The organism is Paraburkholderia denitrificans (genome assembly GCF_042655705.1).
Lineage (GTDB): Bacteria > Pseudomonadota > Gammaproteobacteria > Burkholderiales > Burkholderiaceae > Paraburkholderia > Paraburkholderia denitrificans.
Genome location: NZ_JBHSMP010000011.1, coordinates 16,743 through 41,243 on the forward strand (window position 1 = coordinate 16,743; position 24,501 = coordinate 41,243).

The following is a 24,501-nucleotide window of genomic DNA, read 5'->3' on the forward strand; positions in this document are numbered from 1 at the left end:
GGCACATCAATCGGGATCGTCGTTTATTAACGTTGCGGCATCCACGGTCCGCTCGGATACTGGCTCGTCGGTTTGGCACAGCGCCCTTAAGGCAGACGAACCACATCTCCAATTGATCTGCATACTTAATTAACTAGGCGAATTCTTCAACATCTTACTGGAGATCGATCGGGCCCACCGTGCATCGTGGCGCGCTTCGGCATGCACCTCCAGGGTTGAAACGGTTTCGTCTCACCTCGGGAAATCATCCGTGGAAGACTGAATCACGCCAGACGACGATGCGCTGCAGCGGCAAAGCTTCAGGCTGAACTGCGCCTGCAAGCGGATCGCCCTATGCGCCAAGAACGTGTCGAGGATATGATGGCCCGGACGCGGGCCGCTGGAATAACCCAATTTGGGTTCATGACCGATCCGCGAGGATGGCCATTCGATGGACGGTTGGCGAACGCGTCAGGCAGCGTTCAAAGCCTGGTTGCGCTAGCGGCGGCGCGGCGTCGTGAATTGCCACTCGAGACGTTGCCCGAAATCCGGACGTCCCGCACCGCGCCAGCCGAGACTACCTTGCTTATTCCGCGACCACTGCGGGTGTTTCCATCTTTGCCGCTACGGCAACATTTCTTTTCGCCGCAGTTTTACGGGGAGCCGCGCGTTTTTTCGCGGGTGCCGCCTTTTTGCGAGCCGTTGCGCCCGTTACCGACGCTGCACGGCGTTGAACCGGGCCCCGCTTCGCGGCTACTGCCTTACGAGCGACTTTCTTCGCAGCCTGGCCTTTCACGGGAGCCTTTTTTCCAACAGCAGCTTTCGTACCGGCAGCCTTCTTGCCTTCATTCCCATCGATAAGGAACCGGGTGCGATCTTTTGCATCCCTGATCCAGGCCGGCGCGCGGCCGCGGCCGCTCCACGTTGCGCCCGATTTCGGATCGGCGTACTTCGGCGCAACGGTCTGCAGTTTTTTCCCTGCGGATTTCGTCATGCCATTTCCGGCCTTGACCGAAGGCTTGCGACCGCGCCTTTTCCCAACGAACGACTCGATGTCGGCAAGACTCAATCCATGCTTGTGCATCAGATCACGGATCCTTTCGAGACCGATAGAAGTCTGCTTTTCGGCGATTGCCGCTGCCTGCTTTTGAAGCTTTGCGATCTTCAACTGAATTGCGTCCAATGTAATCATTTTTCCGTCCCTGTCAGAATTACGCGACCAGGTGGCCGCCCGGATTTCCCCCACCGTGTAGAAAAACGGCACGGCGCGAGTGTTCGATACCAGATCCCGTTCGGGATTATCGCTTCAAAACAATGATACATGCAAATTAATTGGCAGCAGTAAATCATTGATTTCGGAACTCACCGGATCGACTCGTCAGAATATCGTCCGTGAACGGGCGAACGACGCGACGATGCGGGGGCAATCCTTTTGGCAGTTGCGTGCGACAAGTGGAACGACGTCGAGATACGTCCTATTACATCGGACGGCTGGTACGTCCCTAATCCCGAAATTAAGGCGAAGTATCGATGGACGATTCGAGTGAAAGATCGGGGTGACATATTGCGCAGCCGCGGACCACCGCACGCGATCAAAAATCAATCCGTAATCGCGATTGATCCACGCGAACCAAGAGTCCAGCATTCCAGCGATTGAATTGTCGTGGGCGTTCAACCGGTCGTTTCCCATTCGAAATCGCTGGTTCGATAAACGCGGAATTTCAGATACGTCGCGATCGAAGAAAAAAACTGTGTTTTGCGCCACAGCAGATGCATGGGCACCAGGTATTAGCAACGGAGCGGGCAAGGTAAGCCATGCCACGCTGCCCGGTGAATCGTCAATTCGTCAGCACATTTCCTGGCTGCCGGCTGGAGACTCGCAAACACCTTCACCGCGTTAGCGTTCATCATGTGCGCATGCAGAGTCGCCTTGTCACAAAAGATTCATTCAATATTTGATGGATTCTGCCGTAAAAAGACGCGCGGCCGTTGTGGCTGCATCCTTACCGTCCCCGTTGTGGTCCCGCTCCCTGCGGCGCGTCACCTGTTGAGTATCAAATGCGCAAGCTAACCATCAAAGCCCGGCTTCTCCTGCTCACCATCGCTTTTGCGATTGTTTCTCTTTGTGTCGGAGCGGCTGGCGTAGCAGGCGTCTCGCAATCGACCGATGCGCTTCAGCAGATGTTCGAAGGCCGCGCGCAAGCGCTTCAGGCAATTTCGTCCATCGATGAATTGATCGCCGAAGCCAGCTTTTCGGTAAGCGACGCCATTCTCGATCCATCGGCGCAGAAAACCCAGCTTGTCGCCACAAGCACGGCAAATCGCATCGATCAGATCGACACGCTCATGAAGCAGTATGCGTCGCGCAGTTCGTCGGATGAGGGACGAAAGCGCGCCGCAGCGTTCGCCGCCAACTGGAGCAAACTGCGAGACAAGGGTCTTCGTCCCGCGATTCAGTTGTTGACGGCCAACAATCTTTCGGAAGCGCAGTGGGTCCAGACGCAGGCCATCGATTCCGTCGCGAAAGCGGTCAAGGCGCAAGGCGCCGAACTTCGCAAACTCGAACTCGCCGATGCGCAATCCGAATATGAACACGCACGCAGAACGGGGCAGCGAGTCGAATGGCTCGTGGCGGGCCTCATTCTCGTCGGCCTTCTGGTTGTCGCCGTACTCTCCGCCTCGATGACGCGAAGCCTCTTTCGTGAACTCGGCGGCGAACCGTTCGTGGCTGCCGAAATCGCGAATCGCGTTGCAGCGGGTGACCTGTCGTTCGAGGTGACCGTCCAGCCAGGCGACACGCGTAGCGTCCTGTACGCCATGAAAACCATGCAGGGACGTCTCGCATCGATCATTGGCGGGATTCGTCACTCGGCGGAAACGATCGCGGAAGCCACTTCGGAAATCGCGTCGGGAAACAGCACGCTCGCGCATCGAACTGAAGAGCACGCCGCCAGCATTCAGCAGACCTCGAGCAGCATGGAGCAGCTCGCCTCGATGGTGAAGGCGAATGCCGAGCACGCCGTACAGGCCCGATCGCTCGCTGGCATTGCTTCTTCCAAGGCCGGCGATGGTGACCGCGCGACCCGCGACGCAGGCGAGCGCATGCGTGCGCTTGCAGAACGCTCAGCGCGCATCGGCGAGATCACTTCGGTCATCGACGGCATCGCGTTTCAGACCAATCTGCTTGCGCTGAACGCGGCGGTCGAAGCAGCGCGTGCGGGTAATCAGGGGCGGGGCTTCGCAGTCGTCGCGCAGGAAGTCCGGGCGCTTGCCGAGCGCAGCTCGCGTGCGGCCAAGGAAATCGACGTGCTCATCAAGGAGATGACGAGCGAGGTGGACCTGAGCGGCATCGCGGTCGAGTCAGCCGCAAAGACCATTGTGGACTTGCTCGGTGCGGTCAGGGGCGTGGCGGATCTCGTCGATTCGATTGCCGATGCCTCGCAAGAGCAAAGCGCCGGCATCGATCAGGTCAACGCGGCAGTCACCGTCATGGACCGCGTCACGCAGCAGAACGCCTCTTTTGTACAGGACGGCGCGCATGCCGCGAGTGCACTGAAAGCCCAGGCCGAAACGCTCCGTTCGGCGGTCCGTGCCTTCGAGCTTTGACGAACGCCTGCCACCGCGTCCCGTCACTTCCCAGTTGTTAATACGCGCGCGGCGATCTCGATACGGACTAGCAAAAACCGGATCGCCGCACGCCCGTCTTCTGCACGCCCCTCTTCCGCACGCCGCTTTGACGCCCGCTTGAAGCCTGACCTGCAACCGCGATCCGCTTCGATCCGGCCCCAGCCAATCGGCGTCATCGATCCGCACTTCGTTGCGCCTGCAACCACGAGTGCGAGCACATCAAGCCCTAATTTCAAGGGCGAAATCTCCGCCAACGCACAAGCCAACTCAAGGCCATCCCGCTTTTCAGACTACTGAATTCGAGGGATCAATTTAGCGTTTACACCACCCTGTTTCTTTAAGTTGTGTTTAAGCAGCGGTGAGTAACTTACGCGCTAATCGATCAACCTCCTTGTCATCACAGCAATGAACATCAACAAGTATCGGGGCCGTGGCCTGATCGCTGGCGTCGCGATGGCGCTCGCCGGAACGTGGTTCGTCGGACATAAGCACGCTAGCGCGGACGAGTCCGGCACCGCGAAAACGACGTTGTCCGTCCCCTCGGACAAGGCAATTCACAATCAGGGCCAAGCGCCCGATTTTGCCGGGATCGTGGCGACGTATGGCCCCGCTGTGGTTCATGTAGAGGCGAAGAGCGAGGGCGACGATTCGGGCGAGGGACACTCAGGCGCGCTGGGAACGGGCTTCATCGTGAGTCCGGACGGATACATCCTGACGAACAATCACGTCGTCGAGAATGCCGACCGGGTGACGATCAAGCTCACCGATGGCCGAAAGTTCGACGCCCGGGTAATCGGCACCGATAAGGCAGGCGATGTCGCCGTGCTGAAAATCGACGGCAGCGGTTTTCCCACCGTGAAAATCGGCAATCCGACCAATAGCCGCGTGGGCGATTGGGTCGTCGCCATCGGCTCGCCGTATGGCCTCGATAACACGGTGACTTCGGGCATCATCAGCGCGAAATCGCGCACGCTTTCGGACGACAGCCCGACGCATTTCATCCAGACCGACGTGCCGGTCAATCCCGGCAATTCGGGCGGGCCGCTCTTTAATCTCAACGGCGAAGTCATCGGCATCAATTCGATGATCTATTCGCGCACGGGCGGTTTCCAGGGGCTTTCGTTTGCCATTCCTATCGACGAAGCCATGCGAATCAAGGATCAGATCGTTCGAACCGGACACGTATCGCACGCTCGCCTTGGCGTTGCCGTTCAGGCAATCGATGACACCACCGCAAGCGAACTCGGCTTGAGTTCGCCGCGCGGAGCGCTTGTCGCGCGAGTGGAACCCGGTAGTCCCGCGCAGACTGCGGGCGTCGCGCAAGGCGATGTGATCGTCGCGCTCAATGGCAACGCAATCGCAACACCCGCGGAGTTGCTTGCGCGCGTGTCGGAACTCGAACCCGGCGCCCCCGCCAAACTTACCGTGCTGCGCAATGGCGCGACGCGAACGCTCGCACTCGTCACCGGCGGCGACGCCGCTGGCCGTCCCGCGCCGCAAGCCCGTGCACAGCAAGCAACACCGCGCCCGCGCCTTGGCGTTGCCGTGCGTCCGCTCTCCAGCGATGAAGCGGCACAGATCGGCGTGGATGGCGGCGTGGTCGTTGAGCGCGCAACCGGCCCGGCGGCAGCTGCGGGTATTGGCGCCGGCGACGTGATCATCGCGGTCGACGGCGTCGAAGTGACCAACGTCAAGCAACTGCAGCAGATGATCGCGCGGGCCGGTGAGAAAACGTCGATCGTCGTGAATCGCGGCGGACGGCAATTGGCGTTCGACACCGAACTCGCGAACTCGAACGTTGACTAAGCGTCTCGCGCATCGATCGTGGCGTTACATCCGCCAGCCGATCGATGCGCCTCCCGGCGATGACACGCCCGGCAGTCGTTACTGCGTGTTCATGCCACTGGATCTTGCGCTTGAGCCATTCCTGAAAAGCTTTGCAGGCCCTGGTTCTTGCGCAAGTCCGCAATGATCCTGGCGATTGCGCGCGTAAGCCGCGCAATCGCCCTGTACTGCTCGATCATGTCGACGGCAGACTGGTAGTCCAGCACCTCCGATTTTTTGGCCAGCTGAAGATTGCCGAGAATACCCTGCCGCGCCTCCGTGGCGAGTGCCTTTATCTCAGGCTTGCTCCCAATCGCTTGCGACACGGCCTGCGTGTCGGCCTCGGAAATCGTGCCGATGACGCGTGCCAGATTCTCGATGACGAGGGCGGCAAAGCGGGAATTCGCGACTTCGCTCAAGCGCGTGAGATCCATCTGCTGCGTCAATCGTTGCTGGCTCACGGAAGTCAGATTGATCCCGATAATCTCGCTGATGTTCTCGAGCGTCATGACAATCTGCGTGAAGCCCACCATCTGCAGGCCCTCTTCTTCCGAGTGCTCCGACTTCGACAGCAGCCCGATGTAATTCAGAATCTCGGCCGCCAGCCTGCCCATTTCCTTGTCACAGTCCAGCAGCGCATTAATTTCTTCGATTGAGCCGCTGACCACGACGCGTGCACTGCTCCGAACGATTTTGAGCACTTCGTTACCAAGGCGGAACAATTCCAGACGCACGCGCTGAAGGCCAAGCGATGGCACCGTCAAGGACGTTTCGTCGAGATATTGCGGATTGCCGAGCGGCTTCGTTTCCACCTGCCGCGTGCGGACGATCATGCGGGCTAATCGGGCGATCCACTCCGAAAACCAGATCAGTACCAAGGTATTCACTACGTTGAATATCGTGTGGGTATTGGCCACCTGGCGCGGCGTCTCCGCCGCCATCCTGGCAGCGCCTTGCAACTCAGGAAACGACGGCGAAACGTAGCGGGCCAGTTCGGCCATCTGCGGAATGAAGAAGATCCAGAACAGCACCCCGACAACATTGAATATGAGGTGCACGACGGCAACCTGAACCGCTTCAGCCGACTTTCCGATCGAGGCAAGCAACGCCGTTCCGCAAGTGCCCACATTCGCGCCCAGAATAATGGCAATACCGGCTTCAAGCGGCATCAGCCCTTGTGCGCCCAACGCGATGACGATGGCGAGCGTTGCGGCGGAGCTTTGTACGATTGCGGTAAACACCGCACCCACCAGAATACCGAGCAGCGGATGCTCCATATTCTGCATCGCATCGATAAACGGCGGGAAGGTTCGCAGCGGACGCGTGGCGTCGCCCATGAACTCAATGCCGATGAACAGCAGACCCAACCCCATGGTAACTTCACCGATCTGGCGAACCAGCTCGCGTTTTCCGAACGCATACAAGACAAAACCGACCGCCAGCATGAATGGCGCCAGTTTGGAAACATCGAACGCGATGATTTGAGCCGTGACCGTGGAGCCGATGTTCGCGCCCATGATCATGGGCACGGACTGGGCCAACGTCATGAGCCCGGCGGAAACGAAGCCGACCATCAAGACGGTGGTGATGGTGGAGGAATTCAGCAGCGCGGTGACGAGGGCACCGGCCAGCACGCCCCGAAACCGGTTTGCCGTGAGCACGCCAAGCAGCGCCTGCAATCTGGATCCGGCGATGGCCTTGAAGCCTCCCGTCATGAATTGCAGGCCGAGCAGAAAGAGCGCCAGACCGCCGACGAGAAGGCCGGACATCTCCACGAGATTCAGGCTGGCGATATTGGTTGCCGAGGGAATGGGTGTCATCGTTTTGCGCCTCGTAACGTTGCGTCCTCGCCCTCCCCGGCCGGCTTCAATGTCTGTGCGTCGTGGTTTCGTGCTCGGTTCGTTGCCGGTACGACGAGAGCTTCACTGCGTCGAATCGCGATTTTGCTCGCCTATTCTGTTTCGAAACAGAATAACAGGGCGGGAATTGGCACGGTGGGTTATGTGCCCGGTCTGCCTGTCTCTTATCGTCTTTGGGCGCTCGTACGGCGCTTCCGATGCGCGCCGTCCTGTTGCAGATCAGCGTAAAGTCAGTTTTATAGCGCGCTGTTATTGGCCCGCTGGTGCAGTGGGTGCGGGCACAATCTTTATTTTTGATCTGAGCGCCTGTCGAGGCAGCGTTTCCCGGGAGAGAGACCATAACGAATACAGAATCCCTCCCTGATGCAACGCGGCAACTGCACGCCTCACATCCCCGTGACTGATGGCCTGGAGTGCGTCCGCTGTCGCGCTCGCACCATGCATCAGTACGCTGGCATGCCGGTAACACGCCATCATGCAGGCGTTACAAGGTTCCTTGTCGGCCGGGATATGGTCGAGATCGAACACCGAACCCATCGGTTCGGGCCACGCCTCGCAACGCCAGATGTCCAGATTCCAGTCGATGTAGAAATACTTGTTTCCGCCGATACACGGTACGCGTTGCGGCTCTCCGCGCACGAACCGCTCGACCTCGGCGAGTGCGCCCGCCGGATCAAGCACACGAAAATGCCGTTTCATCCTCGCGATGGCATGCAAGGCATCAACCAGTTCTTTCTCATCGAGATCGATAAGCTTCGAATCCTCGTCATAGACGAGCGAACTCGATCCAAATGGTGCGCGCCGCGGGTAAGAAAACGCGACGGAATCGAAGCCGAGTTGCGCGAACGTTTCAGGAAGCTTCTCGTAGTTGACCAGCCTGCTCACCGTAACGGAAGCGGTGGTAGAAATCCCGTGGGTGCGAGCAGCCGCAATGCCCTCTTTAATACGTTTGCCGAGGCCGTTTAGTCCGCGATTTAACTCGTGCTCGCCCAAATCGTGGCTATCGATCGAAACGAGCAAACGCTTGAGTCCAGCGTGCGCCAGATCGGGAATATGGCGCGCAAGAAACCAGCCGTTGGTAATGAGGCCGCACTCCATGCCGGCCTGCGACGCCGAGGCAACGATCGCCGCCATACCCGGATGAACCAGAGGCTCACCGCCCTGAAACGTCACGTACTTGATATGGCGTCGACGCAAAACAGGCAGCGCGCGCGCAAACGCTTCAGGATCGAGATAACGTCGCGGCCCCACCAGTTTTTTGTCGCGGGAAAAACCGCAGAAATCGCATGCGGCGTTACATACATTCGTGACGGAGATGTCGCACACGGCCGGCAGGATATTGCCCGGCCCAGCCGCGCCTGTATCCGGTTTTGCAGGAGCCGCTATGCCGACATCACGCGCGAGTCTGTCCATACATTTCCCACCGGTTGGCGCCCGGACTGGCGCGCATTATGCCGGGGCAAATGCGGGTCCGGGGTGAAGAAGTACGGCGCGAATCATGTGGACGACTGGCGGCCAGACTCGCCATGCATCCCGCATGGATTGGATTTGCATCGGTAATGTGCATCGTAGATGTGACGACGCAGCGACGCAAGGCCGACTCGTTCGATCCGTTTCGTGTCGCTTGATGTAACCCCGGAATCACTACGGATCCAAGGTGGAAATGGCTGGCGTGACGGTGTGGCCGGACATTGACGCGTATCGCGCTCAGCGCTTTGCAGCGCTCGCCAATGCCGCACATTCAGGAGAAATCGGACGCCGCGCGAAGCGGCGACCGATATTTACGTAACTGTAAGGATGGTTGAGAGCAACTCTATCAACACTTCCGGAGAATGGCGTACACGCATGTTGCGGGCCGCACAATGACGTCCGGAAACGCCATGTGACGCGAGCCATTACCGGTCACTTACCAGTCGTAAATCGGGTTTGGGAAATAGTTTCTAGTACAACCAGGTGAATGACTGACCGCTGCGTGCGTGTAGCGGTCAGTCATGTGATTACAACGCGAGCTTCGCCGCCAGTTCGGCAACGTGCTTGCCCTGGTAGTGCGCGATGTCGAGTTCGTTGGCGCTCGGCTGGCGTTTGCCATCGGCACCGGCAAGCGTCGTCGCGCCGTAGGGCGAACCGCCGGTAATCTCGTCCATCTTCGTCAGGCCCGCGCAAGCGTATGGCACACCCACGATCACCATTCCATGATGCAGCAGCGTGGAGTGGAACGACGTGATCGTCGTCTCCTGGCCTCCGTGCTGTGTGCCCGTTGAAGCGAATACGCTGCCGATCTTCCCGACGAGTGCGCCCTTCATCCACAGGCCACCGGTTTGATCGAGGAAATTGCGCATCTGCGCAGCCATATTGCCGAAGCGAGTCGGCGTGCCGAAAATAATCGCGTCGTAGCCGGCCAGTTCGTCGATCGTTGCGATCGGCGCATTCTGATCGACTTTGATACCAGCGGCTTTCGCCTGCTCAGTCGGGATCGTTTCCGGCACGCGCTTGAGGGTTACGACGGCGCCCGTTACCGAACCCGCACCTTCCGCGACGGCCTTCGCCATCGTCTCGATATGACCGTACGAAGAGTAGTACAGCACAAGAATCTTGCTCATCAGGTTTCTCCAGTTTTACGGTGATCCGTATTCGGGATCGATTAACGCCATAGAGGCAGCGCACTCTGGTTCAACACATACCAGCGATCATGTCGATCGCCCTACTGAATCGCTATCACTCCAGCATCCTGACGCCGCACCGTCACGCGGTATCGCCGGGCATCCCGACCACGCACGCTGGTTCGTCTGACGAGGCCACGGGTTGTATACATTCGGCTTGCAGCAACGAGCGAGAAACCGCTGCGCCGGTTGACGCGCCGTATTTGCGGCGGTTGGCCCGTTGCGCAGCATGCACGCGATACGACGCAGTCTACGCGATCGCTCGAAGGAATGAACCAGGCCGGTTCAAATTCCCCGGCATCAACCAATGCATCCCTGCCTACCACCCATACTTCAGTTCGACACCGGCATAGTCCGCGTTACGCCCGCCCGCCTGCCGGATCGAGTCGCCCACCTGGAAGTGCACCGCTTCAATCGCACCGATCAGATTTGCTGCAATCGTCCAGTCGGCGCGCAATTGCACATACATCCCCGTCCACCGGCTGCCCTTGCCCGCGGTGCCCGGCACGGGCCGGTTCGCCTGCTGATAGACGGCGTCCCCGGTTGTCTCGCGCCACTGCAAGCCGAGCGCACCGAGCAGCGCGAGATTCGCGCTCGGCTTGAGCGCGATGGATGGCTTGATATGAATGAGGTTCGAATAACCCGTGTAGCCCGCGAGCGTGAAATAGTAGCCATTCGAAAACAATGCATTGAACGTCTCCACGCGGCCGTCATGCGGATGGCGGTCGCCCGAAGCCGCATCGATCTGCAATGCGACGCGCGGCGACCACGGCAGGTCGAGCTTGTAGCCCGCAATCGAACCCATTGCCCACGCAAGGATCGTGTTGCCGCCTACGGTCCCTGTCTGAAGCATGCCTTCGACGTCCCAGTCGAAGCGATCACGCGTACCGGAATAGCGCATGTCCCAGACGTCGCGGCGCTCGACGCCATTCGCATCGAGAAACCGTGCGTTGCTACGGTTGTAGCGCGACCAGTAGCCCGACAAATCGCCCGGCCCCACCGACTGGCGCTCGAAACGCACTCCGCTGAACGTCAGATCGCGGTTCGACACGTCGTCGAACGCCGTTTCATCGCGGTTCTGCACAGGCTGTGTGGCGTAGGCGATGAAGCGCCACTTCTGGTATTCATAGTCTGCCCAGATTGCGTCATACGCCTGACGCACATTCGGTCCGTCGCGCACGGAAATGAAGCGCTGCAGGTCGAATGCCATTTGCTGGCGGCCAACGCGAAACTTGAATGTGCCGCTGCCGAGCGTGCCCGTATAGGTCACGAATGCCTGCTCCAGATCGAGCGGATTCTTGTCGACCGGCGTGACCTGATTCTTGCCAAACGCGCGCGCATCCTGGAGTTGCACGAAGAACTGCCAATGCTTGGCCAGACGCGCATCCGCGTGGACCTCGACGCGCTGAATCAGATACGTGTCCGACTGCGCGGAACCGATTCCGAACAACGGCGCATTGTTAGTTTCGACGCGCTCGCGCAGATTCGCACCGAGCGACAGCCAGGACGCGGCATCATCGCTGCGCGCGATGTACTTCAGGCCGTCGAGCGGCTCGCGCGCAACGCAGGGATTGGCGAGCACCGACCAGTCTTCCTGCCAGCGATTGAACAGCACCACAGGCCGTTTTGCGGCGCACACGGACGTGGATGTCCCTGTGCCAGCCGAAGTGCTTGCGCCCGCATCGACCGCATGGTTTGCCGCTGCTGCGGGTTGTGAAGCCGTATCCGCCTGTGCCGCCTCTGTCGCGGTCAGCAACAGACCCACAAAAGCCGTGGCGCCCGCAGCCTTTTCGAAGCGACGCCTGCGCCTTCCGATCGACGCCATCCATTCCCTTCCGGCCACGAGCGTGTGGCGATATCTCTCCGCCCCTTCGCGCGGCGCACGGAATCCGCGCCGGTCGTCCCGGTCTCGCGAAATCATGGATGCCCCGAGGTGGACACGCGATCCTGCTCGCCAGTGGTAAAAACGAGCCCCGCGAGTACGAATGCGGGAGCGAGCAGCGCCCAGAATCCCACGTAAAGCATGCCCATCGCGCCTGCCACCGCGCCCAACGCGAACGCGATAATGGCCGGCATCATTCTGGCAAATCGTGCGCGTGCCGCCGCGCGCACGCCGATCTCGGTGGTCGCGGATAGCATGTCAATCACGTCGAGGATCGACTGTGTGACGTTGCCCGTCATCACAGTATTCGGCACACCGGCACGCTTGATCAGACGCGGATGTGCATTCTGCACGCCCATCGCAATCGCGCCGACCACGCCCGCCACAATGGCCGGGAGACCATCGGGCTGGCTAATCGGCGTTGCCCAGACGCCAGCGAAGCAAAAGCCGAACATGAGCACGGCCTGGACCGCATGCAGCATGCGCGCGCCCTGGCGCGCATGCCGCCCGGACAGCGACCGCACGAGCAGACTGCTGAGGACGACCCCGCCGACAAAAGCAGGCAACACGATCAATTTCAGCAGGACTCCGCCACTGAAGCCTGCAACACCCGCACCGATCAACACGAAGTTGCCCGTCACGTGGGCGATGAACAACCCGAACAGCGCGACAAAACTCAACGTATCGACAAAACCGGCAATGGCTGCAAGGACCGTGTCCTCGGATTTCATTTAGTCACGCCAGCGTGGATTTCAGCGATGTAACCTCCCGGGAACTGGACAATCGCGGCTTCACGTCCGTCCGATGTGAACGGCGGCACGAGCACGCTCACGCCAGCGGCCTTCGCCTTTTGCAGCGTGTCGTCGAGATTCGCGACTTCATATCCCGTCGTTTCGCGCCCGAACGGATATGGCAATTGACCATCCGTTACGAGCACGGTCATCTTGCCGAAGCCCGATTCGATGCGAATGCGGCGATACGTGTCGTTCGGGCGGCCAATTTCGATACCCGGCGCCTTCAGCACATCGGACACCACCTTGCCATTCGAGAACTTCACGAAATCGTGAACCAGCTTGCGTACGCTTTGCGCCGAAACGTAGACGCGATTCTCGGGAATGGTCTGCAGCGCATCGTATTGCGGCGCCTGGTTGTGCCAGTAGAGCTGCATATTCACGCCGCCCGCCCATCTGATCACCACGTCGCGGCCAATCGGATCGGGAAACGGATCGACGATCACATCCGCACCATGCGCGCGCGCCGCCTTCACGGCGGCATCCATGTCCGTGACGAGGTAACCCGTACGCTCGGCGCCGAAGGGATACGGCACAGGCGTCTTGAAGCCGAACACGGACATCGTGCCCACGGGTGTCAATACGAGCTGCGACATCGTCTGGCTCGGCGTCGGCGTGACCTGGAAAACGCCCTGCTTCGACTTGCTGCCGCCGAATGTCGCCACGACGCTATCCGTGAAGCGGTCGAAGTTTTCTGGCGCGACATACACGTGTGTCGTGTCGTACTGCGGGCCGACTGCGACGGACGGCGATGCGGCTGCAATCACCGGCGGCTTCGCAAACGACGCTGGCGTAGCCAAAAAACCAAACGCGATTGCTGCGCCGATCAATACCGGGCGAATGATTTTCATAACGTAATTCTCCTGTGATTGCAGCGTAACGTTCGATTGATCACGCGCGGCGATCGCAGGCGGAACGTGTTGAATCGCCGATCATGGCCGCAGGCACGCGTGCCGCGATCGAACCGAGATGCTCGAAAAAAGCCGATCACACTGCCCAGCAGGAGCAGCCCAGCGCGCCCCAGAAACCCTTCGCATCCGAGGTCGGCAATACGCGGCTCCACGCGAGCGCATGCGCATGACCGTGCAGGTTGCACGCACTCGCGCAACCACACATTGCCGCCGCAGCAGCACGCTGCAGCGGTGCGACGCTGCGTTGCTGCGCGCCCCAGCCGCCATAGCCTCCGAACGCGTGCACCGGCGACCAGTCGGGCATCGCTGGCGGAATCGGCGCATCGTATTGCGAGAACGGGCCGGCACCCCAGACGATTCTTCCGCCAACGACCGTCAGCAATGCGGTTGTGTCTGCAATATCATCCTCGGGACACGAAAAGAAGTCGCGGTCCGGCACGATCAGATCGGCAAGCTGCCCGACAGCAATGCAGCCCTTCTTGCCCGCTTCGTTCGAGAACCACGTCACGTACTCCGTCCACATGCGCAGCGCCGTCTCGCGGTCGAGCAGATTACGTTGCGGATACATCCGCATTCCGCCGACCGTCTTGCCGCTCACCAGCCACGCAAGCGACACCCACGGGTTGTACGAAGCCACACGCGTCGCATCGGTGCCCGCGGAAACCTTCAACCCCTTTTCCAGCATCTTCGCGACGGGCGGAGTCGCTTCCGCCGCGACCGCACCATATCGCTCGACGAAGTATTCGCCCTGATACGCCATCCGGTGCTGAACCGCGATGCCGCCCCCGAGCGCCGCGATGCGGTCCATCGAACGTTCGGAGACAGTTTCCGCGTGATCGAAGAACCAGTTGATGCCGTCGAGCGGAATGTCTCTGTCCACCTTCTCGAAGACGTCCAACGCGCGACTGATGGATTCGTCGTACGTGGCGTGCAGCCGCCACGGCCAGCGATTCTGCGCGAGCACGCGCACCACGCCTTCGAGTTCGCCTTCCATCTCCGGCGACAGATCCGGGCGCGCAACACGGAAGTCCTCGAAGTCGGCCGCGGAAAACACGAGCATCTCGCCAGCGCCGTTATGGCGAAAGTAATCCGTGCCATCGTGATACTTGACCGTGCGGGTCCAGTTCACGAAATCCTCTTTCTCCGCCTTCGGTTTTTGGGTGAACAGGTTATACGCGACACGCACCGTCATCTCGCCCGCTTCGTGCAGCTTGCTGACGACTTCATAATCCTCCGGATAATTCTGGGAACCGCCGCCCGCATCGATGACGCCGGTCACACCGAGGCGGTTGAGTTCACGCATGAAATGGCGCGTCGAATTGTATTGATACTCCAGCGGCAGCCTGGGGCCTTTCGCAAGCGTCGCATACAGGAGTGCGGCATTCGGATTCGCCAGCAGCAAACCGGTTGGATCGCCCGCGGAGTCGCGAAAAATCTTGCCCCCTGCCGGATCGGGCGTGTCCCTTCCATAACCGACCACACGCAGCGCGGCTGCGTTGAGCAGCGCGCGGTCGTAAAGATGCAGGATGAACACCGGCGTATCGGGCGCGACTGCGTTGAGTTCCTCGATCGTCGGCAAGCGCTTTTCCGCGAATTGATGCTCCGTGAAGCCACCGACCACGCGCACCCATTGCGGTGCAGGCGTGATCGCCACCTGCTGCTTGAGCATTTCCATGGCGACGGCGAGCGAGCGCACGCCATCCCAACGCAGCTCCATGTTGTAGTTGAGGCCGCCACGAATCAGATGCAGGTGATTGTCGATCAGGCCGGGCAACACGGGACGACCACCGAGATCGATGCGCTTCGTCGCGCCGCCCGCGAGCGGCACGATATCGGCATCGCTGCCGACCGCGACGAAGCGGCCATCGGCCATCGCCACCGCAGTGGCACCCGGATTCGAGCGGTCCAATGTGATGAACCGTCCGTTATACAGAATGAGATCGGGTTGGGCTGCGGTTGCACTCATGGGAATGTCCTCACTTCGTTGACTTCGAAATCAATTCGCGCTTGCATTGCTTCAAAACCGAACCAAAGGCCGCGCATTAAAGGCCCAAAAACGGTTTCAGCAACGGAATGGCCTGCATGCCGATCGTCATGCCGAACAGGCCGACGAGAGCAACCAGCGGCGGTGCGGGCGAGCGGACCTTGATCACGCTGTAGATCACGCCGATCAACGCGCCCGCGCCCAGTGACACCAGATACGGCTCCATACAATCAGTCTCTCCGAAGGTTTACGACCGGCCGGTGCGACGCCTTCGCGTGGAAAGCGGCGCATCGGCTTCACGCGATCAGCTTCGGGAATCGCGACGATAACGATCAGTGCGCTGCAACCGCCGGCAGCACCTCGCCCAGCTTCGCCGCGCGCTGGGGCGCCTTGTGAACCATCGTGTAGGCGTAGTCGATGCCCATGCCGTATGCGCCCGAGTGCTCCCGCGCAATCGCCATGACCGCATCGTAGGTTTCGCGGCGAGCCCAGTCGCGCTGCCATTCGAGCAGGACCTGCTGCCAGGTGACGGGCACGACGCCCGCCTGGATCATGCGCTGCATCGCGTAGTCATGCGCCTCCTTCGACGTACCGCCCGATGCATCGGCTACCATATAAATCTCGTAGCCGCCTTCGAGCATCGCGCACAGCGCAAAGGTGGTATTGCAGACTTCGGTCCACAGGCCCGCCACGATCACCTTCTTGCGGTTGTTCGCGGCAAGCGCGTCGCGAACCTTCTGGTCGTCCCATGAGTTCATCGAGGTGCGCTCGAGCAGCGTTTTACCCGGGAACACGTCGAGCAATTCCGGATAAGTGAATCCCGAGAAGCTCGTCGATTCGACTGTCGTGATCGTGGTGGGAATCTCGAACACCTTGGCCGCCCTGGCCAGCCCGACGACGTTGTTCTTCAGCACCTGCCGATCGATCGACTGAACACCGAACGCCATCTGCGGCTGCTGATCGATGAAAATCAGCTGGCTGTTCTGCGGGGTAATTAATTCGAGCTTCGAATTGGTCATGGCGCACCTGACGTTTGATGCGTAAAAAGAGCCACCAGACCGGAATAACCGGAATGGGTGGAATAGAGGATGAGCTGGCAATTCGCCGTCCAGCCCGCGCCATTTAACATGTAAATCAAAAAAGAGGAAAACAAATAAATAGCGTTCGAGCAACCCCGAAAGTTGAATGTCAAATCACCATGCTTACCGCGCATTTAGCCTTTTCTTGTTGCATCAAACCCGATACGCTTTAAAAAATTCGCGATCCAGTTCGTGATACCCAGCAAATTGTCAACGAGATTCGCTTCATGAAATCGTATGCATTTTCGCTACTCGCCGGTATCCTCGCCGGTATCGTCTACTACACGATCGGCGTCCAATCTCCGGCTCCGCCCGCAATTGCGCTGGCGGGCCTGCTCGGCATGCTGGCGGGCGAGCAGATATTGCCCATCGCGCGCCATGTACTTTCGGGTCTCAGGCTGAAGGCCGCATGGCGCGAAGCGAAATCCGGCCAGCATATGTTCGGTGCGTTACCGGGCGCCCGATCGTCCGATACGATCGATACATCCGCAAAGAATCAGCATCGATCATGATGTAGGCGCGCATGGAGCATGCGCAGGCTGTCCGGCAGCGCGCATCTGCCGGACGCAGCATTCGATCGAGTGAGATGTTGTGTCGGGTTCGCGCGAGAAGAGGGTTGCCGCACGCGAAAGCCGGGCTGCCCAGACGCTCGGGAAGGCGCCCGGGTGATCGCAAGAGCCGCGGTAAGAGCAGCGGTAAGCGCCGTAAAGCTGGACCGCTATTGGGTCGCCAGCGACTCCACCAGCCGAACGCGATGCGATGCGGCGGTGGCGCGACTCAGGTCGCGGCGCATTCGTTTGAGCGCCGCACGGTCGAACGAGAATCCGATCCAGCCGAACCCGCCGTGGCGCAACAACAGCACGATGCCGTCGATTGTCAGGTTGGGCTCCGCGAACCAGAGCGGCTGGAGGGTGATGTGATAGTTGTGCGTGGGCGAAAGCCGCGGCGCGACGGGTGGTTTCATCGCCGACCGGCAGAGCGCCAGTTTCTGAATCAGCGCTTCGGCCTGCGCGCCGTCGAGTATCGTCGAGGCCCCGCCGCACTCGATCAGCAAGGCAGCCTTGCCTTCACGCTCTACACGAGCGACTTGCAACCCACCTTGTTCGCGCATCTTCGCTCCCCAACGCGCTGTTCGCGCCCTGTCCCGTTTCGCCAGAAAAACCGTTCCTGACGGCAATCGTGGCACCGTCTGCCCGGGCCTTCAATTTCGCCTCGATGAAAAATCGTTCACGTCGCTGAAAATGCCACGTGCAATAACAGAATGGGTCATTCTCAGACGCTCATTGCACCCCCGACACCCGCCGGTGTCGAGGGCTCTTTTGTTGCGACGCCTTTACCGCTTTCCCTACTGCTTTCATCAGCCCGCGCCGAAATACGGCTGACAAAAACCAGCCGGGCCAACGCAGGCGTCCGGTCCGTCGGGCTGTCCATGCAGGCCGGCGCAGCCGGCCAGCGCAAACGTCAGCGCTGCACCGAGCGCGAAACGCGTCCAACTGCGGCGCTTGCGCGGTTGCTCATCATGGCGATTCGGCATGGCGTTTTTCCCTGTGCATTTAGTGATGCGCATAAAACTCACGATTCAGTTCCTTTAGTTCGCCGCTGCGAACAGCTTCGATGTATTCGTCCTTGATCTGCTGCCGTGTCTTGCCGCGCGTGTTTGCAGTCGCTGCGGCCTGCCCGGTCTGGGCAGGACTCGCGGCGAGCTGCAGCTCCGGCGTCGTTGGCGCGTCCTGTGCATGCGCGACCCCGCATGCAAGTAGCGCCGCGCCGAGCGCGGCAGTCCATTGCACCCGTTTCTTCATCTTCAATCTCCGCGTCGATAAGTCTTTCACGATCCACATGGCCGCCGCTTTTGCGTTCGATCGCATTTGATCGCGCGTGACGAAGCGACAACGAGCCAGGAGGCGAAGCTACGATAACGGTGCGCGCCTGTACCGATATCGACGAACACATGAACAAATATTCATTCGGCTCCGGCCAACACTCAATCGTCAAAATCGGCCGAACCAGTCGACCGGCTACATCGCGGCCACGGGCATGCGCATCATCTTCCGGTGCTCGCCACGCGTTGTTTTTCGCTGACGTAAAAACAACGCCACGATCACCATCCGGCCTTGCGGCGCCCTGCCGACAGGGCTCGCGGGACCAACGGCATTCTGAAATTCAGAGTTTTAGTTTTTTGCATTTTGGACATTCCGGCCTTTTGCATAATCGCCGCGAATTGATTGGACTCGCGGCTCATGCCATTCCACCCTTGGTGAGGCCCATTCAATCCGGACCGGCCTTCCAGCTTCGCTGGAGACCGGAGATAGACGACATAAATGTTCATCAATAAAACGTCCATGAAAAAACTCCTGATCGCAACGGCAGCGCTGGCGACTTTCGCCACCGCCGCTCATGCGCAAAGCAGCGTCACGCTTTACGGCACGCTCGACGACGCCATCGCCTGGTTCGGCAACGTCAAGGGCGCCAACGGCTCGGGCAATCTGGTCAAGATGTCGGCCGGCAACGTCTCGCCGAACCTCTGGGGCCTCAAGGGCGACGAGGATCTCGGCAACGGCCTGCACGCGGTCTTCCGGATCGAGAGCGGTTTCGACTTAAACACGGGTAGTTCGAACCAGGGTCAGCGCCTCTTCGGCCGTCAAGCCTACGTCGGCCTGCAGTCGAACAACATGGGCACGGTGACGCTCGGCCGCCAGTACGATCCGCTGATCGAGCTGATCCAGCCGCTCACGAATGACGACGTCTTCGCTTCGACGTTCGCCACGCCGGGCGACATCGACAACTACGACAACAGCTTCCGCACCAGCAACGCGATCAAGTACATGAGCCCCGATATCTCGGGCTTCAAGGTGTCGGCCATGTACGGCTTCGGCGGCGCGGCCGGCAGCATGGGCGCAGGCCAGACCTACGCAGCAGCCGTGTCGTACAACAACGGCCCGATCGGCCTCGCCGCGGGCTATTTCCGCGCGACGAGCGGCAACGGCACCGTGTCTTCGTTCGACGGCCTCCAGAGCCCGACGACCGGCGGCGTTGACTACGATTCCGCAGGCATCTCGGGCGGCTTCGTGTCGGCCAACTCGCTGCAGATCGTGCGTGCGGCAGGCAGCTACGCGATCGGCCCCGTCACGACCGGCATTTCGTACAGCAACGTCCAGTACCAGAATTACCAGACTGCAACGTCCGGCTCGAACAACCGCACGGAGTTCAACACCGGGCAAGCCTACGTGAACTACCAGCTCCTGCCGGCAATGGTGGTTGGCGTCGGCTACAACTACACGAAGGGCGGCGGCAACGGCGTGGACGTTACGTATAACCAGGTCAGCCTCGGCGCGATCTACTCGCTGTCGAAGCGCACGGACATCTATGCGCTCGGCGGCTACCAGAAAGCTTCGGGCAACACGTTCAACTCGAGCGGCGTCCTGTCCACGGCTGTTGCGTCGATGGGCGACTTCGGCAACGACGCGAGCAACGACCGCCAGGGCATGGTCATGGTCGGTATCCGCCACCGCTTCTGATCGGTCGTCGCCTCGCGACGATCCCTCCCCTGTCTCCGGCCTGCGGGCCGGATTCGGCCCCGCCGCGCACGTCATGTCCGCGGCGTTTTTTTGCTCCTTCGCTTCGCGCGTCCACATCGTATGTGGCGTTGCCCGCAGCCCGCGCGTTGCACATCTTTGCGCTTCGTTTCAGTTACTAAACTTCGTTTCATCTTCTTCTTAGCGCTTCTTAAAACAACATGCTTCGAGCCTCTTCGATAATGCTCACGTATTTAAAAATCGGAAAACCCGGACGAGCCGATGCGGCATCTCCCCGGGTCAAAACGGAATCGTGAATGAACCAACTGCAAGCCATGCGGGTGTTCATCCGCATTGTCGATCTGGGCGGTTTCAATCTGACCGCGAAGCAGCTCGGCATGTCGGGCGCGGCGGTCACGCGCAGCATCGGCATGCTCGAAGCGCATCTCGGCATGCGGCTTCTGAATCGCTCCACACGCAGCCTCTCGCTCACAGAAGCGGGACAGCTCTATCTTGAAGGATGCCGTGCTGTCGTCGAGAAGCTCGACGAAGTGGAGTCCGATCTCGTCCGCGCCACGCGCGCGCCGATCGGCGTGCTGCGCATCGCGGCGCCTGCCGTATTCGCCGGCGGCGATCTGGCGGGCCTGTTCCGCGAGTACCGCGAGCGCAACCCGCGCGTCGATTTCGCGGTCACGGTCTACGATACGCCGATCAACCTGATCGACGGCGGCTACGACATCTGCTTCGCGACCAGCCGGCATCCGGCCAGCGCTTCGCTCGTGAGCCGAAGCCTCACGTCGGAGCAGGAAATCGCGGTCGCCTCGCCCGCCTATCTGGCCGCGCATGGCCAGCCGCATCAACCATCCGATCTCTCGGCGCACGAACTGATCGCGCTCGCGGACGGGCCGCGCATCTGGGAATTCGGCATCGATCGCAACATCCAGCGCATCACCGTGAACGGGCCGCTCACCACGAGCAACTACGCCATGGCGCGCGCGGCGGCGCTGGCGGACATGGGCATCGCGCTGTTACCGGCGAAGCTTGTCGAGCAGGATGTCGAAAGCGGCGCGCTGCGGCGCGTGCTCGAACGGCATGACGTCAACGGCGGGCGGCTGCATATCTCGATCGTGTACCCGGGCCGCAACTATCTGACGATGAAGGTGCGCAGTTTCATCGACTTCGCCGTCGACCACTTCAGAACGGATACGGCGCAAGCGTCGAACGGGCTGCGCAGCGCCGCCTGAACCTCTCCTGAACAACGAATCGCACAATAAGCGCGCGACGTAGCTGCGCTGCCCGAGCTTCCTTGAGGCCAGGCGCGTGCTCGTGAAGCGAACGGGCAATTCACGTACCTTGGTGCGTGGCGGCGACACTAACAGGATCCTCATCGCGCATCCGGCTCATTCGCCACGAGCGCGCCCGGCCAGCACTCGACGCTGATACGCGCACCCGATTCCGCGCTTTCGTTTGCATCGTGGTTCGCGCTGTCGTTCAGTTCGCCGTTCGCGTCTTCGATGCGAAGCCTGAAATCGTGCAACCTCAGCACCGCGGCGACCATGCTGAGCCCGAGTCCCGAACCGGGCACCTGGCGTGCGGCGCTGCCGCGATAAAAGCGCTGCAATACCGCGGCCCGCTCCACATCCGGAATGCCGGGGCCGTTATCGGCGATCTCGACTACCGCGCCAGACGCCGTCGCGCGCAACGCCACGCTCACGCTGCCGCCCTGCGGCGCGAACTTGATCGCATTGTCGATCAGGTTGCTGAACGCCTCGAACAGCAACGCGCGGTCGCCGTGAATCGGTGCGGCCTCATCGATCTGTGCGCGCCACTTCAGCGCGCGGCTTTCGGCGAGCGGCTCGTAGAGTTCCGCGAGTTCCTGCACGAGCTCCGCCAGATCGACGAACCCGAAACCGCCGCGACGCTGCAGCGTGCCGATTTCCGAAATCCGCAGCATGGCGCGGAACCGTTCGAGCAGGCGATCCGTCTCGTCGCGTGCGCAATCGATCAGCGCCGCGCCCGCTGCGTCGGTGCTCACGGATTCGAGCGCGGCGACGCGCCCGAGCACGGTGTGCAGGCGCGCGAGCGGCGTGCGCAGGTCGTGCGCGATGCCGTCGCAGGCGCCCTTGACCTCGCCCATCAGGCGCTCGATCTCGTCGAGCATGTGGTTCACCAGATGCGCGAGCATGTCGAGTTCGTCGCTGCTGCCGCCCACGGGCAGGCGCTGCGCGAGGTCGCCCTGCGCGATGCAGAGCGTCACGCGGCGCATTTCGTACACGCGCCGGATTTGCCGCACGCCCAGCACGAGCGAACTGGCGATGACGAGCAGCACCGCAATGCCGCCGCCCGCCATGAGCGACCGGATCACGATCTCGCGGATCAGCAGGACGCTCGTCATGTCGCGCGCAACGACGAGTTGCCGGCCATCCGGCCGCTTGTCCGTCATTGACCGGACGATCGGCGAGCGTACGCCATCGAGCAGCAGCAGCGTATGCCTGAGCGTGACGCCCGTGCGGCCGGTGCCGTCGGTGACGCCGTGCGACGGCAACACGGCAACGTCGCCCGCGATATGCCGGCCCGCACTGTCGAAGAGCCCGTAGTAGTTCGAATGCCTGTGCCCGTATTCGAGGCGACGGGTGATCACACCGGCGAGCTGGCCATCGGGCACGGAACCGAAATAGTTGAGCTGCCAGTTGAGAATCGCGTCGGTGTCGCGCTCGATCGAGCCCGTCGCCACCCACGAGATGACGCCGACGAGCAGCGTCAGCACGACTCCGAACAGCGCGGTGAATACGTAGAGCCAGCGCACCGTGGCCGTATGCCAGCGATGGCCGGCCAGATCGTGGGCCTCCGGCGTGGAACGACTCACTGCGTCCTCCTAGCCGAGCATGTAGCCGGAACCGCGGACGGTCTGGATCATCGGCTCCACACCCGGCGGATCGATTTTCTTGCGCAGGCGCCCCATGTGGACGTCGATCAGGTTTGTGCCCGGATCGAAGTGGTAACCCCATACGGCCTCGAACAGCATCGTGCGCGTGATGGTCTTGCCCGCGTGGCGCATCATGAATTCGAGCACCTTGAACTCGGTGGGCAGCAGCGCAATGTCTTCGCCGCCCCGGCTGACCCGTCTGGAAATGAGATCGATCTCGAGATCGCGCACATGCAGCACGGTCTCGGGCGCCGCGCCCGTGGATTGCCGCCTGCGCAGCAGCACTTCCAGGCGCGCCGTGAGTTCGTCGGGATCGAAGGGCTTGGTCAGATAGTCGTCGCCGCCCGCGCGCAGGCCGCGCACGCGCTCGTCGACGTCGCCGAGCGCGCTCAGCATCAGCACGGGGGTCTGCACGCCGACCGTGCGCATGGCGGTCAGGATCGAGAGGCCGTCGACGCCGGGCAGCATGCGGTCGAGCGTAATGACGTCGTACTGGTCGCTCAGCGCATGGGCCATGCCGTCACGGCCGTTGTCGACCCAATTAACCTGAAAACCGTGCTGAGTTAGCTCGCCGATGATTTCGTTCGCGGTAATGGCGTCGTCTTCAACGGTCAGCACGCGTACCTCGTTCATGGGGGGCTCCGGCAGCCAGCGAGCGCGAATCGCTCAGAAGCGGGGAATTTTACCGGCGCGTTTGCGCCGTCCTGCCGATATTTTCATGAAAATAATTTCATTTTCCCTACGATAGCAGCCCCGCAAGCGGCGCGCGGTCCTCCACGCAGTGTGCGGCGCTCAGCCGGTGCAAAGCTGGTAGCCATAGCGGCTCACGGTTTCGATGCTCGTGCGCATCCCGCACGCGCCAAGCTTGCGCCGCAGTCTCAGGACGACGAGATTCAGGCTCGTCGGCTCCACGCCCTCCTTCTCGGGCCAGGCATAGCGAATCAGATAGTCGCGCGCAATCGGCGCATTCGCCTCGCGCAGCAGGCATTCGACGACGAGATATTCGCGCCGCGTCAGCCCGACCCGTTGCGCGCCCTCCACCAGTTCGCGCGTGGCCGGATCGAGGCGGACTTCGCGTCCGCTTCCCCCCGCGCGGCCCGGCGCGTGGCGCGACAGTGCGCGCATGCGCTCGGTGATCTCCATCACCGAATACGGCGCGACAAAGCAGGCGTCGGCCCCGGCGCGCAGCAGTCTCGCGCAGTCGGCCGGCGAGGCCGCGTCCAGCACGACGACGAGCGAAGGCCGGCCCGGCAGACGCGCAAGCGTCGGCAGCGCCGCTTCGAGACCGGTCTGCGACGGTCCGCCTGCCACGCAGACCACGAGCGCATCGAACAGCTCCTGCGCGGCGAGGTAATGCGCGAAGCGCAGATCGTCGGTCGCCTCGACGCTGTGCAGGCTTTCGCTCAGCGCCTTGCAAAGATAGACCCGCTCCGCGTCGGATGCGCAGCTCAACAGGATTCTCAT

22 protein-coding genes are annotated in these 24,501 nt (G+C 61.1%); 5 read left to right on the plus strand and 17 right to left on the minus strand.

Annotated features, from left to right (window positions below):
• Positions 1–565 precede the first annotated feature (565 nt).
• Positions 566–1,243: an H-NS histone family protein gene (locus ACFPTO_RS08230; protein ID WP_377710732.1), complete on the minus strand. Its 678-nt coding sequence runs from the start codon at positions 1,241–1,243 to the stop codon at positions 566–568.
• Positions 1,244–2,037: 794 nt separating this feature from the next.
• Between ACFPTO_RS08230 and ACFPTO_RS08235 the strand changes: the two genes are divergently transcribed.
• Entirely contained in the window at positions 2,038–3,585 is a 1,548-nt protein-coding gene (locus ACFPTO_RS08235; protein WP_377710734.1) for a methyl-accepting chemotaxis protein, read from the plus strand.
• A gap of 426 nt (positions 3,586–4,011) precedes the next feature.
• A complete protein-coding gene (locus tag ACFPTO_RS08240) occupies positions 4,012–5,412 on the plus strand; it encodes a Do family serine endopeptidase (protein WP_377710735.1) in 1,401 nt (466 codons plus the stop codon).
• Positions 5,413–5,501: 89 nt separating this feature from the next.
• Here ACFPTO_RS08240 and ACFPTO_RS08245 read toward each other — a convergent pair whose 3' ends face one another.
• The 9 genes from ACFPTO_RS08245 to ACFPTO_RS08285 all read right to left on the minus strand — a co-directional run bounded on the left by ACFPTO_RS08245 (position 5,502) and on the right by ACFPTO_RS08285 (position 16,536).
• A complete protein-coding gene (locus tag ACFPTO_RS08245) occupies positions 5,502–7,250 on the minus strand; it encodes a Na/Pi cotransporter family protein (RefSeq protein ID WP_377710737.1) in 1,749 nt (582 codons plus the stop codon).
• Positions 7,251–7,538: 288 nt separating this feature from the next.
• Positions 7,539–8,702, minus strand: coding sequence for a radical SAM protein (locus tag ACFPTO_RS08250; RefSeq protein ID WP_377710739.1), 1,164 nt, complete (start codon positions 8,700–8,702; stop codon positions 7,539–7,541).
• A gap of 584 nt (positions 8,703–9,286) precedes the next feature.
• Positions 9,287–9,889 carry an NAD(P)H:quinone oxidoreductase gene (wrbA, locus tag ACFPTO_RS08255; RefSeq protein WP_377710740.1) on the minus strand — a complete coding sequence of 201 codons (603 nt, stop codon included), beginning with the start codon at positions 9,887–9,889 and terminating at the stop codon, positions 9,287–9,289.
• Positions 9,890–10,268: 379 nt separating this feature from the next.
• Positions 10,269–11,774, minus strand: a complete 1,506-nt coding sequence (locus ACFPTO_RS08260) for an alginate export family protein (RefSeq protein ID WP_377710741.1) — start codon at positions 11,772–11,774, stop codon at positions 10,269–10,271.
• A gap of 92 nt (positions 11,775–11,866) precedes the next feature.
• Positions 11,867–12,562 carry a YoaK family protein gene (locus tag ACFPTO_RS08265; protein WP_377710743.1) on the minus strand — a complete coding sequence of 232 codons (696 nt, stop codon included), beginning with the start codon at positions 12,560–12,562 and terminating at the stop codon, positions 11,867–11,869.
• Positions 12,559–13,473, minus strand: a complete 915-nt coding sequence (locus ACFPTO_RS08270; protein WP_377710745.1) for a VOC family protein — start codon at positions 13,471–13,473, stop codon at positions 12,559–12,561. Before ACFPTO_RS08270 ends, ACFPTO_RS08265 begins: the two co-directional genes overlap by 4 nt.
• Positions 13,474–13,609: 136 nt before the next feature.
• Complete coding sequence (locus ACFPTO_RS08275) at positions 13,610–15,499, minus strand: amidohydrolase (protein ID WP_377710746.1); 1,890 nt, start codon at positions 15,497–15,499, stop codon at positions 13,610–13,612.
• Between the two features lie 76 nt (positions 15,500–15,575).
• A complete protein-coding gene (locus ACFPTO_RS08280; RefSeq protein WP_377710748.1) occupies positions 15,576–15,743 on the minus strand; it encodes a DUF1427 family protein in 168 nt (55 codons plus the stop codon).
• Between the two features lie 106 nt (positions 15,744–15,849).
• A complete protein-coding gene (locus ACFPTO_RS08285) occupies positions 15,850–16,536 on the minus strand; it encodes a hydrolase (RefSeq protein ID WP_377710749.1) in 687 nt (228 codons plus the stop codon).
• A 287-nt stretch (positions 16,537–16,823) separates the two neighbouring features.
• On the opposite strand from ACFPTO_RS08285, the gene ACFPTO_RS08290 reads away from it, so the two are divergent.
• Positions 16,824–17,108 carry a DUF1427 family protein gene (locus ACFPTO_RS08290; protein WP_377710751.1) on the plus strand — a complete coding sequence of 95 codons (285 nt, stop codon included), beginning with the start codon at positions 16,824–16,826 and terminating at the stop codon, positions 17,106–17,108.
• 206 nt (positions 17,109–17,314) lie between these two features.
• On the opposite strand, the gene ACFPTO_RS08295 is transcribed toward ACFPTO_RS08290, so the two are convergent.
• From ACFPTO_RS08295 to ACFPTO_RS08310, 4 genes are all read right to left on the minus strand, one after another.
• A complete protein-coding gene (locus ACFPTO_RS08295; protein ID WP_377710752.1) occupies positions 17,315–17,707 on the minus strand; it encodes a hypothetical protein in 393 nt (130 codons plus the stop codon).
• A 246-nt stretch (positions 17,708–17,953) separates the two neighbouring features.
• Positions 17,954–18,172: a hypothetical protein gene (locus ACFPTO_RS08300; protein ID WP_377710754.1), complete on the minus strand. Its 219-nt coding sequence runs from the start codon at positions 18,170–18,172 to the stop codon at positions 17,954–17,956.
• Positions 18,150–18,398, minus strand: a complete 249-nt coding sequence (locus ACFPTO_RS08305; protein WP_377710756.1) for a hypothetical protein — start codon at positions 18,396–18,398, stop codon at positions 18,150–18,152. Before ACFPTO_RS08305 ends, ACFPTO_RS08300 begins: the two co-directional genes overlap by 23 nt.
• 299 nt (positions 18,399–18,697) lie before the next feature.
• Positions 18,698–18,940, minus strand: coding sequence for a hypothetical protein (locus ACFPTO_RS08310; RefSeq protein WP_377710757.1), 243 nt, complete (start codon positions 18,938–18,940; stop codon positions 18,698–18,700).
• On the opposite strand from ACFPTO_RS08310, the gene ACFPTO_RS08315 reads away from it, so the two are divergent.
• Positions 18,939–20,114: a porin gene (locus ACFPTO_RS08315; RefSeq protein WP_377710759.1), complete on the plus strand. Its 1,176-nt coding sequence runs from the start codon at positions 18,939–18,941 to the stop codon at positions 20,112–20,114. The two genes, ACFPTO_RS08310 and ACFPTO_RS08315, sit on opposite strands and share 2 nt — an antisense overlap.
• Before the next feature lie 314 nt (positions 20,115–20,428).
• A complete protein-coding gene (locus ACFPTO_RS08320; RefSeq protein WP_377710761.1) occupies positions 20,429–21,355 on the plus strand; it encodes a LysR family transcriptional regulator in 927 nt (308 codons plus the stop codon).
• Positions 21,356–21,495: 140 nt separating this feature from the next.
• On the opposite strand, the gene ACFPTO_RS08325 is transcribed toward ACFPTO_RS08320, so the two are convergent.
• From ACFPTO_RS08325 to ACFPTO_RS08335, 3 genes are all read right to left on the minus strand, one after another.
• Positions 21,496–22,977, minus strand: coding sequence for a sensor histidine kinase (locus ACFPTO_RS08325; protein ID WP_377710762.1), 1,482 nt, complete (start codon positions 22,975–22,977; stop codon positions 21,496–21,498).
• Between the two features lie 9 nt (positions 22,978–22,986).
• Positions 22,987–23,670 (minus strand): response regulator transcription factor, encoded by a 684-nt coding sequence (locus ACFPTO_RS08330; RefSeq protein ID WP_377710764.1) that lies wholly within the window; start codon positions 23,668–23,670, stop codon positions 22,987–22,989.
• 159 nt (positions 23,671–23,829) lie between these two features.
• Positions 23,830–24,489, minus strand: coding sequence for a response regulator transcription factor (locus tag ACFPTO_RS08335; RefSeq protein ID WP_377710766.1), 660 nt, complete (start codon positions 24,487–24,489; stop codon positions 23,830–23,832).
• Between the last annotated feature and the right edge of the window lie 12 nt (positions 24,490–24,501).

What these genes read in the sequence shown, in the direction of transcription:
- ACFPTO_RS08270 (WP_377710745.1), bottom strand. Translation starts at nt 13,473, where the DNA reads ATGAAAATCATTCGCCCGGTATTGATCGGCGCAGCAATCGCGTTTGGT.
- ACFPTO_RS08310 (WP_377710757.1), bottom strand. Translation starts at nt 18,940, where the DNA reads ATGGACGTTTTATTGATGAACATTTATGTCGTCTATCTCCGGTCTCCA.
- ACFPTO_RS08330 (WP_377710764.1), bottom strand. Translation starts at nt 23,670, where the DNA reads ATGAACGAGGTACGCGTGCTGACCGTTGAAGACGACGCCATTACCGCG.
- ACFPTO_RS08275 (WP_377710746.1), bottom strand. Translation starts at nt 15,499, where the DNA reads ATGAGTGCAACCGCAGCCCAACCCGATCTCATTCTGTATAACGGACGG.
- ACFPTO_RS08305 (WP_377710756.1), bottom strand. Translation starts at nt 18,398, where the DNA reads ATGAAGAAACGGGTGCAATGGACTGCCGCGCTCGGCGCGGCGCTACTT.
- ACFPTO_RS08280 (WP_377710748.1), bottom strand. Translation starts at nt 15,743, where the DNA reads ATGGAGCCGTATCTGGTGTCACTGGGCGCGGGCGCGTTGATCGGCGTG.
- ACFPTO_RS08250 (WP_377710739.1), bottom strand. Translation starts at nt 8,702, where the DNA reads ATGGACAGACTCGCGCGTGATGTCGGCATAGCGGCTCCTGCAAAACCG.
- ACFPTO_RS08320 (WP_377710761.1), top strand. Translation starts at nt 20,429, where the DNA reads ATGAACCAACTGCAAGCCATGCGGGTGTTCATCCGCATTGTCGATCTG.
- ACFPTO_RS08260 (WP_377710741.1), bottom strand. Translation starts at nt 11,774, where the DNA reads ATGGCGTCGATCGGAAGGCGCAGGCGTCGCTTCGAAAAGGCTGCGGGC.
- ACFPTO_RS08235 (WP_377710734.1), top strand. Translation starts at nt 2,038, where the DNA reads ATGCGCAAGCTAACCATCAAAGCCCGGCTTCTCCTGCTCACCATCGCT.
- ACFPTO_RS08315 (WP_377710759.1), top strand. Translation starts at nt 18,939, where the DNA reads ATGAAAAAACTCCTGATCGCAACGGCAGCGCTGGCGACTTTCGCCACC.
- wrbA (WP_377710740.1), bottom strand. Translation starts at nt 9,889, where the DNA reads ATGAGCAAGATTCTTGTGCTGTACTACTCTTCGTACGGTCATATCGAG.
- ACFPTO_RS08295 (WP_377710752.1), bottom strand. Translation starts at nt 17,707, where the DNA reads ATGCGCGAACAAGGTGGGTTGCAAGTCGCTCGTGTAGAGCGTGAAGGC.
- ACFPTO_RS08265 (WP_377710743.1), bottom strand. Translation starts at nt 12,562, where the DNA reads ATGAAATCCGAGGACACGGTCCTTGCAGCCATTGCCGGTTTTGTCGAT.
- ACFPTO_RS08240 (WP_377710735.1), top strand. Translation starts at nt 4,012, where the DNA reads ATGAACATCAACAAGTATCGGGGCCGTGGCCTGATCGCTGGCGTCGCG.
- ACFPTO_RS08290 (WP_377710751.1), top strand. Translation starts at nt 16,824, where the DNA reads ATGAAATCGTATGCATTTTCGCTACTCGCCGGTATCCTCGCCGGTATC.
- ACFPTO_RS08285 (WP_377710749.1), bottom strand. Translation starts at nt 16,536, where the DNA reads ATGACCAATTCGAAGCTCGAATTAATTACCCCGCAGAACAGCCAGCTG.
- ACFPTO_RS08245 (WP_377710737.1), bottom strand. Translation starts at nt 7,250, where the DNA reads ATGACACCCATTCCCTCGGCAACCAATATCGCCAGCCTGAATCTCGTG.